We start from the raw sequence: 13,581 nt of genomic DNA on the forward strand, positions 1-13,581 counted from the left end.
CCGGCTTGAACCATGATCTTCCGCAGAGCGGCAAACCAGTAAACATGAGTACTATCCTCCTCAGAGACATTGAAGAAAGAGACAACGCAGCGTTGGCCGATTTGATCAGAAACGTATTTCGGGAATTTAAGATCGACAGACCGGGCACCGTCTACACCGATCCCACCACCGATGCCCTGTACCAGCTGTTCAGGACGCCGGGCGGCCAGTATTTGGTAGCTGAGGAAGACGGACAAATCATTGGCGGATGCGGCGTATTTCCCACGCCCGGTTTGCCGGAAGGCTGTGCCGAGTTGGTGAAGTTCTATCTGGCGGCGGAAACCCGAGGAAAAGGCGTGGGCTATCAACTGCTCCAGCGCAACCTGACCCTAGCCCAGGAACTTGGTTATCGGCAACTGTACCTGGAGTCTTTCCCCGAGCTGGGCAAAGCGGTGAGCATGTATGAAAAGGCGGGCTTCCAACCGTTGCCGCACGCGCTGGGAAACTCAGGGCACTACGCGTGTACCATCTGGATGCTGAAAGACCTAGCGGAGCAGCAAGAGGCCCCGGCGTTTTAGACCCGTTTTCCGGAAAAGAGGCTAAAAGCGGTTTACTTGCCCAGCCACTCTTTGAAGGCGGCAGCGCGTTCGTTGCTGATGATGATTTCCTTGTCGGTGGAAGGTTTTACGTACACTTTGAGCCGGCCTTTCAGGTACGGATGGATCTCATCAATGGAGTGGATGTGCGCGATGAACTGGCGGTTCAACCGGCTGAAATGCTCGGGGTCCAGCAGTTCCTGCAAAGTATCCAGGGTGTAATCAGTGATGAAGCGCTGCCCGGCCGAGGTGATGAGGAAAACAATCTTGTCTTCGGCGTAGAAATAGGCGATCTCATCGGTGGAGACCGACCGTATTTTCTGGCCGCTTTTCACCAGGAAACGCGTTTTGTAATGTGGTGTTTCAGTGGGGGTGGAGTTGCGGTTCAACAGCGCCATAATCTGCTGCATGTCCAGCGTTGGGGCGGGGGCGGGTTGGCTCTGGTGCAGGGCCTTGAACTTGTCCATGGCCGCGGCCAGATCATCGTTGCTGATGGGCTTTAGCAGGTAATCAATGCTGTTCACCTTGAACGCTTTCACCGCGTACTCATCATAGGCCGTGGTGAAGATGATGGGGCACTTCACGTCTACCTTCTGAAAAATCTCAAAGCTGTTGCCGTCAGACAAATGGATGTCCAGGAAGGCCAGGTCGGGCGCGGGGTTGGACTCAAACCACTTCACCGCATTCCGGATAGAATCAATCGTACCCATCACCCGGATGCTGGGGTCGTAGCGCAGCAGTTGGGCTTCCAGTTTCTCGGAGGCCAGGTACTCGTCTTCTATCAGGAGAATGTTCATCAGGCGGCGTTGTTTAGAAGCGGTAATTTAGCAATGAAATCGTGCTCGGTGACTTCCACATCCACTTTTTTGTCAGTGATGAATTTGTAGCGGTTGATGATGTTCTTCAGGCCCACTCCGGTAGACTCTTCGCGGCTCTCGCGCAGCTGCAGGTTGTTCTTGATGATGATGTAATCGCCCTCCACAAACACGTCAATGAACAGGGGCTCGTCGCGGCTCACAATGTTGTGCTTGATGGCGTTCTCCATGAGCAGCTGCATGGTGAGGGGCGCCACCTGGTGGTTCATGAGGTGATCGGGCACGTCCATGTTCACGCGCAGGTTCTCCCGGAACCTGATTTTAAGCAGGAACAGGTACGAGTAGATGAAGTCCAGCTCGGTGTGCAGCGTGACCAGCTCTTTGTCTTTGTTCTCCAGCACGTAGCGGTACACCTTGGAGAGCTGCTCCACGAACTTGGCGGCCAGATCCTGGTCTTTGTAGATAAGCGAGGAGAGCGCGTTCAGGCTGTTGAACAGAAAGTGCGGGTTTACCTGCTGCTTCAAGGACTCAAACTGCACCTTGATGGTTTCCTTCTTGAGTTTCTCAGACTGCATGAGGTACCGGTGCCACTGGTTGTAGAAATAAATGCCTGACCGGATAAAGTGCACGAACAGCAGAATGATGCTGCCAAACACAAACACCTCCTTGATGTTGCGCATGGAGCCCACGTTCCCGAAATCGAACGGCAACTGATCGAAAAACAGGTGCGGGATGATCTCAAACAGCACCATCACCAGCAAAATGTACATCTGCACGGCCACCCATTCGTACACAAACCGGCGGAGGCCGTACTCGCGCCAGTCATATTTGCGGCTCAGGCGTTTGGCAATGCGGCGGGTTCCCTCCAAGACCACGTTCACCATAAGTGCATTGTAAACCAACCGGTAGACATCGGCGGCTTCAAAGGCTTTCACCCCCGTGCGGTGGATAAAAAAGAAGGTCCAGAAGATAAGTAAGGCAATGCCCGTGTTGGCGAGGTAGCGCAACAGGTGCTTATGCCTGAATTGGAATTTTTTCTTCATAAAGGGCGACTGAACAAACAGCCTGTCCAGAGACTCGGTAGAGAGCAGCATAACTCAAAAAGCAAGTAAGCGCGTTACCGCCGTGAAAAAAAGAGTAACGGGCACTTGTCTCATCATAGAATTAATTGATAATGGACGTTCTGGTAGATTTTTTCTCTCTGGAGAATAACCAGGAAATGGTTTCCGGCCGAACGGGGAATTATCTACCTCAAACTAACAACACCCAAGCGCAGAATACAATTCCTTTTCGGGTTTTCTGAAATAACCCACCCGCCGCGCGTGCAAAGAACGGAGACAGACCGATAGTTTTTTCCTAGGTTTGCGTAAGAGGTCAAGGCAGGAAGTTACTTCACCAGGTTTGCAAATAGAACGTTTAGAGGCAAGCCTGCAACAAAATCCTGACCAAAGCGGAAATTAACGTGCTGAACTTGTGGATTGTACAGCTTAAGTACGCGAACATTTTTACTCCTTAACAGAAAGACTATGAATTCAGCCTGGATATATTTGATAGTGGCGGGTCTGTGCGAGATTGGCTGGGCCATCGGGTTAAAGTATACCGAAGGGTTCTCGAAACTCTGGCCGTCGGTGGCTACCGTGGTGGTCATGATTCTGAGTTTTGTTTTATTGGCCCAGGCCATGCGCACCTTGCCCGTGGGCACGGCTTATGCTTCCTGGACCGGCATTGGGGCCGTGGGCACCGCTATTTTGGGAATGGTTTTGTTCAACGAACCCAAAGATGTGCTGCGGCTGGTATGCATCGGGCTGATCATTGCCGGGGTGCTGGGCTTGAAGTTTCTGGCGAAGGAATAAGGTGGGAAGGCCGTTTCTGTTTTGGGGCTGTTTTGTGGAAACTGGCCTTAAAACAGGTTGGTGGTGGCTGGTGTAGCTTCTGCGTTGGGTTTACTTGTGCACGTAATCAGCTTGTGCTGGCGGAGGGCTGCTGTTGCGTGGGTGCATAGGCTTTTGTTGTTTCATAGCTGGGCTCCGAGCGCTCACGGCCGCGAGGCCTCGTCTTCCGGGTTCGCGCTGTTGTTTTAGCCTTGGCCAGCAGGCCTGCCTTCGGCACCAGGTCTAAAACAAAGGCGCTCACCCGAAAGACTGGTTTTGATGCGTTTAGAGGAAGTCTTTCTTGCAAGAGACAGTGGACCACCCCCGGCCCCTCCTTAGCCAAGGAGGGGAGCTTTTTGGTAGAGACTTATTCCCATTTTCGAAGTAGTGCCTTTAAGTGCATAACACATACCTGGTTCAAGTTTGCAACTTGGACCTAAAATGAGCTGAAGTTTGCAACTTCAGTGAGCCGTGAGGCTCAAACTGTGCAAGAATGACAATGGCTTTTCCTCAGTTTAAGCCTTTCATGTAGAACGTAACTGCCCTGACTTCTAAGGGGTAGGTTTATTTCCTATACCCAAATCTGCGACTTGGACCTGTCATGATCTGTCGTTTGTAAAGCAGTGAGCGGTGAGAGGCAAAATCATACCTAAGCTGTGATTCTACGGCTTTTCAGCTTCCTCATGCCCGCCATTACTTTTGGCTTAATTTCCGGAAAATGGCCCTGAAACGGGTTAGCGTCTGCGGTAGGCGAGAAGGGAATCTGCGGTGAGCAGGTACAGGAACTTATCTCCCACCAACACCTGACGGTAGGGGAGGGCCTGCTCTGGCAAAGGCACGGTGCGGGTCTGAAACGAGTAGAGATGCTGGAAATGCAGCTGGTTGCCAGAGAGGTAATAGAGTTCGTCGCCGGCGAAGCCCACGTAGGTCAGGTTGGGCAGCGGCAGCTTTTTCTGGTAGTTGCCCATGTTGTCAAACACGTAGATGCCGGCCAGTCGGTCAACCATGTACAGTTTGCTCTGGTACTCGCGCAGGAAGGTGATATCATGCTGCCGACGGTCCAGCACCAGTTCCAGTGGATTCTCGTACACCGACCGGTTCACGCGGGTATCCACCTTCAGGAGTTTGAAGGTGGTCTCATCAAACAGCCAAAGCCGGTCATCGGCGGCCAGGGTGGCGGCCCGGATGGTGCCATCGGTGTAATCGCGTAAGTCAGCCAAACCTAACGGGGTTAGGAAACGGTCCAGGAGCTGCACCCGCTGGCGGTCATCGTAGAAAACCGTGATCTTGGCCGAGTTCCAGGCTTCGGCCATGGCGATGTGGCCCTGAATGGGCGGCGAGAACGTGTTGACCACCTTGCCCACCGTATCCAGCTGGATGATGTTCTGCCGGGCATCTGACAGGTAAACCCGATCGAAGCGATCAATGGAAAGCAGGGCGTTTCCTTTGGCGGGCAATTGATAAGCCAGCACCCACGTGTTTGCCGGGGCTTGCGCCCGAGCTACGGGAACGAACAGAAGCCCCAGGATAAGCCCCAGGCAGAGATTAAGCAGGCTGGTTTTCAAAATACGTGAGCGTGAGTTCCTGTCCGTCATAGACTGCGTAAGAGCAATAATTGACCCATTCTCCCAGATTCAGGTAGCGGCTGCGCTCGCCAATGGGCAGATCCAGAGGTAAATGGCGGTGCCCGAAGATGTAGAAGTCGTGGTGTTGCCGGGTTTCCACGCGTTGGCAGTAGTGGACCAGCCACTCATCATCGCCTTTGAACACCTCGTCTGCCTTGGTGTTCTGAATCCGGCTACGGCGCGACCAGAAACTGGCCAGCCCGATGCCCACATTTGGGTGAACTCGGGCAAATAACCATTGGCTCACCGGATTGGCGAACACGCGCTTCAGTACTTTATAGGTGTAATCCTTCGGGCCTAGGCCATCGCCGTGCCCAATGTAGAAAGAATGTTGGCCGATGGTGATGGAGACTGGTTTCCGGAGCACGGGTATGTTCAGCTCCTTGGGGAAGTAGTCAAACATCCACATGTCATGGTTCCCCGTGAAAAGATAGATGGGAATGCCGCTGTCCGCGATTTCGGCCAGTTTGCCCTGTAGCCGGATGAACCCTCTGGGAATGGCATGGCGGTACTCAAACCAGAAATCGAAAATATCGCCCAGCAGGTAAATGGCCTGGGCATCGGCCTTGATCTGATCCAGCCACCGCACAATCTTTTTCTCGCGCGCCAGGCTTTGCTCCGGCGAAGGCACCCCTAAATGGAAATCGGAAGCGAAGTATACTTTCTTACCGGGCGGCAGGTGGTCAATCGGAGTGATCATCAATCAGAAACAGGATAAGTTCTTTGGGGCCGTGGGCGCCCATCACCAGGGTTTTCTCAATGTCGGCGGTGCGGCTGGGGCCACTCACCAACGATAGCATGGAAGGCAGGCGGTTGCCGTATTTCTTCTGGACAAACTCCAGCGCCTGTTTAATGTCGGGCACCAGCTGGGACAACTTGGCCACCACCAGGTGCATGCCCGGGTACACGGATAAGCGCCGGCCGCTGGCGTTGGCCGAGGAGACCAGGATGCTGCCGGTACGGGCCACCAGGGCCTCACAGGTGGTCAGGGAAGCCTGCGCGTTGCTGATGAAATCGTCTTCGGTGCCGTTGAAGTTGATGCCGCCCGCGTGCAGGATTTTCTTGAGGACCGGTTCCCACACGTACATGTTCTCAATGCTGCGCTCTTTCTTGAAGGCAAACAACTGATCAAAGAAATCTTCCTCGTTCTCGCAGTACACAAACGTGCCGCTGTTCCGGATGAACGTCTCCGCGAAAAGGACGGAGAGGTCTTCCAGCAGCGGGCCGTAGACCGAGGTGGAGAAGTCTGGGGTAGGAGGCAGAAAAGGCGCTGACTTAGCCAGCGCCTCTCTTACCTTGCGGAGCACAATCTCTTTGGATTTAGCTTCGTACATGTTGTATTTCCGTTTAGAGCCTGTTTTTCAGAAAAGGGCTACGAATTGAACGTGGTGCCTTCGCCGGTGGAGGACGGAGCGCCCGTTGGCTCAGCGGCCGTAGGGGTGTCTTCCTGGTTTTGCTGGGCACCGGTAGGCGTGATGATGTGGTTTTCACCGGCCACCTCGCTCTGGGTTTTGCTGCGGTCCGTTCCGGCGGTGTGGGCCTGGTAGTTGGTGAGTCCCTCAAAAGGTCTTGGGCCAACCAAACGCTCCAGGTCATGCTGGAAAAGGATCTCCTTCTCTAACAGTTCCTGCGCCACCATCTCCAGCTCATTCCGTCTGTCAGACAGCAATTGCAAGGTACGGTTGTAGGCATCGCTTACCAGCAGGCGCACTTCAGAGTCAATCACTTCGGCAGTCGTTTCTGAATAAGGCTTCGTAAACGTGTTGTCCGGCTGCTTGGAGTCATAGAACGACAGGTTCCCGATGCGGTCATTCATCCCGTACATGGTCACAATGCTGTAGGCCATTTTGGTGATGCGCTCCAGGTCACTCAAGGCCCCGGTAGAAATTTTCCCGAACACGATCTGCTCAGCGGCGCGGCCACCTAAAGCCATGCACATTTCGTCTACCAACTGCTCAGTGTTGTACAGGAACTGCTCTTTTGGCAGGTACTGCGCATAGCCCAACGCGGCAACGCCCCGCGGCACGATGCTCACTTTTACCAAAGGATCACAGTGCTCCAGGAACCAGCCCGCAATGGCGTGACCGGCTTCGTGGTAGGCCACAATTTTCTTTTCCTGCGGAGAGATGATCTTGTTCTTCTTCTCCAAACCACCAATCACACGGTCAATGGCATCGTTGAAGTCCTGCATCTCAATGGCCTTCTTGTTGCGGCGGGCCGCAATCAAAGCCGCTTCGTTACACACGTTGGCGATCTCGGCCCCGGCGAAACCAGGGGTCTGAGCCGCCAGTTTCTTCGCGTCTACGTCGCCGGCTAAGGTCAACGGACCCAAGTGCACTCCAAAGATGTGGGTACGGCCGTTGATGTCTGGTTTGTCAATGCTGATCTGGCGGTCAAAACGTCCCGGACGCAGCAAAGCAGAGTCCAGAATGTCTGGGCGGTTGGTAGCAGCCAGGATAATTACCCCGGAATCGGTCGCGAAACCGTCCATCTCCACCAACAGGGAGTTCAGGGTATTTTCGCGCTCATCATTCCCGCCGGGCATCTGCCCGCGGCTACGCGAACGGCCAATGGCGTCAATCTCGTCAATGAAGATGATACACGGGGCTTTGGCTTTGGCTTGCTTGAACAGGTCTCGCACGCGGGCGGCACCTACCCCCACAAACATCTCCACGAAATCAGAACCTGACAGGGAGAAGAACGGAACCTCGGCTTCACCGGCAACGGCTTTCGCCAATAAGGTTTTACCGGTACCCGGAGGACCTACCAGCAAGGCACCTTTCGGGATTTTACCTCCCAGAATAGTGAACTTGGTGGGGTTTTTCAGGAACTCTACAATCTCCTGGATTTCTTCTTTGGCTTCCTCCAGCCCGGCTACGTCTTTGAACGTGATTTTTACCTTGTTCTCGGCGTCAAACAGTGCGGCGCGGGATTTCCCGATGTTGAAAATCTGTCCGCCGGCGCCTCCACCCGCCATCCGGCGCATCAGGAACCAGAAACCTACCATGAGCAAAATGAAGAAGCCCCACGAGGCGAAAAAGTCCATTAAGCCAGTACGTTTCTCAATCTCCAGGGGCACCCGTTGCTCACGCGGTACGTTTACCTGCAACTGGTCTAGGTCCTGCTTGAAGCTCTCAGCGGTAATGATAGGGAAATGGTAGTGCGCGCCCTGGTTGTTCATGCTGAACCCGCCGCGGCTTTCCAGCTCGGTGCGGTACTTCTCATTTTTCAGAGCTTCCTCTTTCAAGGTTACTTCGGCCACATTGTTATTGACCACCGCCACTTTCTTCACGTCCTGCGCCAACAGCATTTCCTCAAAGCGAGGCTGCCGGATCTCAATGGTGGCGTTCAGGTTGTTGTAGTAAGTGAGGCCGAAAATAAAGATGACCAGCGCTGCCAGAACCCAGATCTGCATGGTAGGCCTGGGCGGAGTAGTGGGGATTATTTTTCTTTTTTTCTTTTTTTCTGGTTTTTCAGTCATGGGTTGTTCTCTCTCAATAAAAAGTAAACCTCGGGGCAGGCGCTTTGTTTAGCGCACAGCCGTTGTAGAGTCTTCGGTAGACGCTACGTGCGTAATCTCGGCATCGCCCCAGAGTTCTTCCAGTGCGTAGAAATTACGTTTGTCCTTGAGAAAGATGTGGGCCACTACGTCCACGTAGTCCAGCACCACCCACTCGCGGTTGGTGCGGCCTTCACTCTGCCAAGGATGTTCTTTGGTGAGTTTGAAAACTTCTTCTTCAATTGACGTAGCAATGGCATCCAGTTGCGTATCTGAGCTGGCAGAGCTTATGATAAAGTAGTCTGAGACGGCATTCTTCAAAGATTTCAGGTTGAGAACGACAATATCAGCTGCTTTTCTTTCCTGCATGCCTTTTACTACCAGTTCTGCCAATATGTCGGAATTGTCCTGAATCGTGTTGTGTTTCATCTGGGAAATATAAATTTGATCTTCAAAAATACTAAAGTCTTTGCAAAAAAATTCGCCTGATACCCTTTTTATAGGCCAGCACTACATTTTTATGCCAGAATGTGCCTCTACGAACACTGAGGCACATGAGCTCCTTTACAAAAATGGGGCCACGGATGGTTGTGTCATAGTGGCGGGTGCCCAAACCGGCGGACGCGGCCAACGTGGCAATGCCTGGGACGTGGAGCCTGACAAAAACATTACGTTGTCTGTCATTTTGAAGCCCACCTTCCTGGAGGCCCAGCATCAGTTCTCGCTTAACATTGCGGTTTCGCTGGCGGCGCTGGATCTGCTGCAGGAGTACCTGCCCACCGGGGCCTCGCTCAAATGGCCCAATGACCTGTACTACCGTGACCAGAAAGCCGGGGGCATCCTGATTGAGAACTCGGTGAGCGGCCGCTTCCTGCAGCACAGCGTGATTGGCATCGGCCTCAACGTCAACCAGGTTTCCTTTGCCCATCCGCGGGCCACGTCGCTGGCCCTGCTCACCGGGCAACCGCTTGCGTTGCCCAAGGTCATCAGCAAGTTACTGGAAAATCTGGAGCGAAGGTACCTGGCCCTGCGCAGCGGAGCCGCCGAAGCCCAGAAAAGGGAATACCTGCAGCACTTGTACCGCTACCAGGAGTGGCATCCCTTTGAAGTGGCGGGTCAGGTGAAACAGGGGCAGATTACCGGTATTGACAGCGCCGGACGGCTGGCGGTACTCCTGGAACAGAAATTGCAGTTCTTCCAGTTCCAGGAAATCAAGTTTGTGCTGCCGGATTGATCTTTTTTGGCTTAGTTTTTGAAATCAGGCTTAAAACGGCTTGTATCTTCAAAAGGGCAGATTGGTTTTTTTGTAGAAATAGATAGCGAAAATCCTATGGATTTATTTGTAGTTTAAGGATACCTTGCTATATTTGAACGATTCCGAAAAGAGACACCAATTTCTTGGCATATATGGTATGAAAATTTTTACACGTATTTTCTTGGGGATATTAACCCTGGGCATAGTGATAGGCAGTAAAGCATCCACTCTGGGCGTTATCCCGGGTGGCTTGCCGGTGGGCAGCCGGGCCAGTGTGTCGTCGTCTTCTGACAGTGTTCTCCACAGCTGGCGAACGCCTGCCAGTTTAACGGTGACCGATTTGGGGATATTGCCTGCCCTGAGTTTTTCTGCCTACAACCCCAACATCAAAACGTATTCTCCCCTGCGCTACCTGAGTAAAAATCCGGGAACGCTGGCGGCCAAGCCCGGTCTGCGCCAGGTGGCGGCCATGTACGCCAGCGCGAGTAAAATCCTTTCTGGAAACCAGGGCGTGAAAGAGCCGAAGTTCATTCCTTCGCTCAACGCCTACCCGAATCCGTCCAGAGGCGTGACCAAGATCTCCCTCAGTTCTCTGGGAGACGAGAGTTACAAGATCAGAATCTCCAATGCCATTGGTAAAGTGTACAAAGAGATTCCGGTCATGAAGCCTACCTCCACCGAGACCATTGTGGTGGATCTTTCTCCCTTGCCCGCCGGCATCTATTTCTACAGCCTGCTGGTGAACGAGAAAATGGTGGAAACCAAACGCCTGATTTTACAGCAGCAATAATCTTTTAGCTGTTTAAGTTATAGAAGAGCCGGCTTATGCTGGCTCTTTTTTTATTTAATGAGGTTGGCAGGAGGGGAGACGTTCAGAAAATTGCTAATTTCGAGGGTTCAATCTTAAACACATCATGTTGCAATACAATCGGATCAACAATCTGGTGGGTTGGCTGGTATTTGCGGTGGCCACCATCGCGTATGTACTTACCCTGGAGCCAACGGCCAGTTTCTGGGACAGCGGAGAATTCATTGCCTGCTCTTATAAACTTTTAGTGCCACACCCGCCCGGAGCGCCTTTTTACCTGTTGCTGGGCCGCATCTTCTCCATGTTTGCGAGTGATCCGTCGCAGGTGGCCTGGTGGGTAAACTTACTGTCAGCCCTTTCCAGCTCGTTTACGATCTTGTTCCTGTTCTGGACCATCACTATTCTGGCGCGTAAATTACTGGTGCCCACTCCCAAAACGGTAAACCGGCTTTCGGCAGCTACTATAGAGGCTGAGACCGTGTTGGAGCCAACCTTGGGGCAAACCATTGCCATTATGGGCGCGGCAACCGTAGGGGCCTTGGCCTTCACGTTTTCAGATTCTTTCTGGTTTTCGGCGGTTGAGGCCGAGGTGTACGCTCTGTCTTCCTTCTTTACCGCTTTTGTGGTATGGGCCATGCTGCGCTGGGAAAGCCGCGCTCACGATGCCGTTTCTGACAAATGGCTGATTCTGATCGCTTACATGGTGGGTCTTTCCATTGGGGTGCACTTGTTGAATCTGGTGGCCATTCCGGCGCTGGCGTTCATTTTCTTCTTCCGCCTCAGAAAATACTCTAACAAAGGTGCTATCATCACTCTGGTGGTAAGCGCCGTGATCTTAGGCGTGGTACTGGTGGGGATCATCCCCGGTCTGCCTTCTATTGCCGGAAGCTTTGAGGTGATGTTTGTGAACAGCTTCGGGTTGCCGTTTGGCGCCGGCGTGATCTTCTTCGTGGCCCTGTTCATTGGACTCATTGTCTGGGCGGTGCGCTATGCCATCAAGACCGGTAACCGCACGCTGCACACTGCGCTGTTGAGCTTCATCTTCGTGCTGATTGGCTACTCTTCATACCTGATCATTCCCATTCGCTCGGGCTATGACCCCACCATTGACGAAAACGACCCTGAGAACATTGTAAGCTTCGTTTCTTATCTGAAGCGCGAGCAGTACGGTGACCGTCCTTTGCTGTTCGGGCCGCAGTTTAACGCTGAGCCTGTAGATCAGAAAGAAGGGGCCGCGCAGTACATCAAAGGCAAAGACAAATACCTGGAGGTAGGCCGCAAGGTAGAGCCGGTATATGACTCCAAAGACAAGACCCTGTTGCCGCGTCTGTACAGCAACTCGCCCGCGCATATTGCCCAGTACAAGAAATGGGTAGACATTCAGGAGGGGCAGAAGCCCAGCTTTGGCGAGAACCTGAGTTTCCTGTTCCGCTACCAGATGGGCCACATGTTCTGGCGTTATTTCGGCTGGAACTTTGTAGGTCGTGAGGGCGATATCCAGCAGTCCGGCGTCTTGTGGCCGTGGGAAGGCAGCGACGGGCTGCCAGACCGTGTCTCTGAGAGCAAAGCCCGCAACAACTTCTTCATGCTGCCGCTGGCGCTGGGGATTCTGGGCCTGATTTTCCAATTGAGAAGAAAACAGCGCGATGCCTTTGTGGTAGGTCTGCTTTTCTTCTTCACGGGCATCGCTATTGTGATTTACCTGAACCAACCGCCCATTGAACCGCGTGAGCGGGATTACACCTTCGCCGGGGCGTTCTACGCCTACTGTATCTGGATTGGCCTGGGCGTTCTGGCCATCGCTGATTTCCTGCGCAAGACTTTGAAGTCTGATCTATTGGCGGGCGTGATCGCTACGGTGGTAGGTTTGCTGATTCCGGGCGTGATGGCGGCCCAGGGCTGGGACGACCATAACCGGTCAGACCGTTACCATTCCGTTGACTCGGCCAAGAACCTGTTGAGCTCCGTGGCGCCCAACGCCATCCTGTTCACCAACGGCGACAATGATACGTTCCCGCTGTGGTACGCCCAGGAAGTGGAAGGTTTCCGGACCGATGTGCGCGTAGCCGTACTCTCCTACATGAACACTGACTGGTACATTGACCAAATGAAACGCCAGGCCTACCAATCTGAGCCGTTCCCAATGAGCCTGGAGAACGAGAATTACCGCCAGGGCATCAACGACTACCTGCCGTACGTAGAGCGTCCCGAGGTGGCCAGCGGCATTGACCTGCAGCAGTACATCCAGTTGGTGAAGCAGAACCACCAGGCCCTGCAGATCGGGGACCGCTCCGGACGCACGTACCTGTCTTTCCCTACCAAGAACTTCTTCCTGAACGTAGACAAAAATGCGGTGCTGGCGGCCAACGCCGTAGCGCCGGCCTATAGAGATTCCATCGTGAGCCAGATGCGCTTTACCATCAAACAGGGCGGGCTGGAGAAAAAGCATTTGGCTATTCTGGATTTGATCGCGAACAACAACTGGAAGCGCCCGGTGTACTTCTCTACCACCGCTGACAATTCAGACTTCCTGGGCTTAGACAACTACCTGCAGTTGGAAGGGCTGGCCTACCGGATAGTGCCCGTGGAGAGCAAAAGCTCTGAGCAGATGGGCTACATCGCCAAGGACATCATGTATGACAACATGATGAACAAGTTCTCCTGGCGCAACCTGGACCGCGAAGACATTTTCTATGACGAGAACTACCTGCGTTTCCCGGCCAACGCCCGCGACAAGTATTACCAGTTAACCCTAGAGTACCTCAAAGCCGGCGACAAAGCCACGGCCAAGAAAATCATGGACTATGTCTTCACCCAACTGCCAGACAAATCCATCCCGTATGACTATTACGTGCCGCCGTTTGTAGTGCCGTTGTACGAGGTAGGCGACCAGAAACGGGCTCAGGAGATTGTCAATACTATGTCGGCGCGGTCCGATGCGGCTTTGCGGTACTACTTCACCCAAAGCTCCATGTTTGAGACCGAGATCCGGATTAACCTCTTCATCCTGCAGCAACTGATCCAGGTGTCCCGCCAGGTGGGCATGACCCAGAAAGCCACTGAGATTGAGCAGAAGTTCATGCAGTATTACGGCCAGATGGGCCAGTAACAGTCTGCACACTTAAAACAGAAG

General features: G+C 53.4%; 12 protein-coding genes. 5 read left to right on the top strand and 7 right to left on the bottom strand.

Annotation, left to right across the window (positions count from 1 at the left end; genetic code table 11):
* The first annotated feature begins 44 nt into the window (after positions 1-44).
* Entirely contained in the window at positions 45-557 is a 513-nt protein-coding gene (locus tag H7U12_RS02055) for a GNAT family N-acetyltransferase (RefSeq protein ID WP_186632108.1), read from the top strand.
* A 32-nt stretch (positions 558-589) separates the two neighbouring features.
* On the opposite strand, the gene H7U12_RS02060 is transcribed toward H7U12_RS02055, so the two are convergent.
* Complete coding sequence (locus H7U12_RS02060) at positions 590-1,372, bottom strand: LytR/AlgR family response regulator transcription factor (RefSeq protein ID WP_186632111.1); 783 nt, start codon at positions 1,370-1,372, stop codon at positions 590-592.
* On the bottom strand, positions 1,372-2,433 hold the full coding sequence (locus tag H7U12_RS02065) for a sensor histidine kinase (RefSeq protein ID WP_186632114.1): 1,062 nt from the start codon (positions 2,431-2,433) through the stop codon (positions 1,372-1,374). Before H7U12_RS02065 ends, H7U12_RS02060 begins: the two co-directional genes overlap by 1 nt.
* A gap of 483 nt (positions 2,434-2,916) precedes the next feature.
* Between H7U12_RS02065 and sugE the strand changes: the two genes are divergently transcribed.
* The gene (sugE, locus tag H7U12_RS02070; RefSeq protein WP_186632117.1) at positions 2,917-3,243 is read left to right on the top strand and encodes a quaternary ammonium compound efflux SMR transporter SugE; all 327 of its coding nucleotides are present in this window, start codon (positions 2,917-2,919) and stop codon (positions 3,241-3,243) included.
* Positions 3,244-3,995: 752 nt separating this feature from the next.
* On the opposite strand, the gene H7U12_RS02075 is transcribed toward sugE, so the two are convergent.
* Genes H7U12_RS02075 through rsfS form a run of 5 tightly spaced genes read right to left on the bottom strand, consistent with a single transcriptional unit; the run spans position 3,996 to position 8,814 of the window.
* Complete coding sequence (locus H7U12_RS02075; RefSeq protein WP_186632120.1) at positions 3,996-4,826, bottom strand: hypothetical protein; 831 nt, start codon at positions 4,824-4,826, stop codon at positions 3,996-3,998.
* Positions 4,807-5,586, bottom strand: a complete 780-nt coding sequence (locus H7U12_RS02080) for a UDP-2,3-diacylglucosamine diphosphatase (protein ID WP_186632422.1) — start codon at positions 5,584-5,586, stop codon at positions 4,807-4,809. The genes H7U12_RS02075 and H7U12_RS02080 overlap by 20 nt, the downstream gene beginning before the upstream one ends.
* Positions 5,570-6,220, bottom strand: a complete 651-nt coding sequence (locus H7U12_RS02085) for a LutC/YkgG family protein (RefSeq protein ID WP_186632123.1) — start codon at positions 6,218-6,220, stop codon at positions 5,570-5,572. The genes H7U12_RS02080 and H7U12_RS02085 overlap by 17 nt, the downstream gene beginning before the upstream one ends.
* Before the next feature lie 38 nt (positions 6,221-6,258).
* On the bottom strand, positions 6,259-8,367 hold the full coding sequence (gene ftsH / locus H7U12_RS02090) for an ATP-dependent zinc metalloprotease FtsH (protein WP_186632126.1): 2,109 nt from the start codon (positions 8,365-8,367) through the stop codon (positions 6,259-6,261).
* Positions 8,368-8,415: 48 nt separating this feature from the next.
* The gene (rsfS, locus tag H7U12_RS02095; RefSeq protein ID WP_186632129.1) at positions 8,416-8,814 is read right to left on the bottom strand and encodes a ribosome silencing factor; all 399 of its coding nucleotides are present in this window, start codon (positions 8,812-8,814) and stop codon (positions 8,416-8,418) included.
* Between the two features lie 91 nt (positions 8,815-8,905).
* Here rsfS and H7U12_RS02100 point away from each other — a divergent pair, with 91 nt between their 5' ends.
* The 3 genes from H7U12_RS02100 to H7U12_RS02110 all read left to right on the top strand — a co-directional run bounded on the left by H7U12_RS02100 (position 8,906) and on the right by H7U12_RS02110 (position 13,557).
* A complete protein-coding gene (locus H7U12_RS02100; protein ID WP_186632132.1) occupies positions 8,906-9,619 on the top strand; it encodes a biotin--[acetyl-CoA-carboxylase] ligase in 714 nt (237 codons plus the stop codon).
* A gap of 226 nt (positions 9,620-9,845) precedes the next feature.
* Positions 9,846-10,430 carry a T9SS type A sorting domain-containing protein gene (locus H7U12_RS22520; RefSeq protein ID WP_255897509.1) on the top strand — a complete coding sequence of 195 codons (585 nt, stop codon included), beginning with the start codon at positions 9,846-9,848 and terminating at the stop codon, positions 10,428-10,430.
* 124 nt (positions 10,431-10,554) lie between these two features.
* On the top strand, positions 10,555-13,557 hold the full coding sequence (locus tag H7U12_RS02110) for a glycosyltransferase family 117 protein (protein WP_186632134.1): 3,003 nt from the start codon (positions 10,555-10,557) through the stop codon (positions 13,555-13,557).
* Positions 13,558-13,581: the final 24 nt, after the last annotated feature.

The organism is Rufibacter sediminis, assembly GCF_014269285.1.
Taxonomy (GTDB): domain Bacteria; phylum Bacteroidota; class Bacteroidia; order Cytophagales; family Hymenobacteraceae; genus Nibribacter; species Nibribacter sediminis.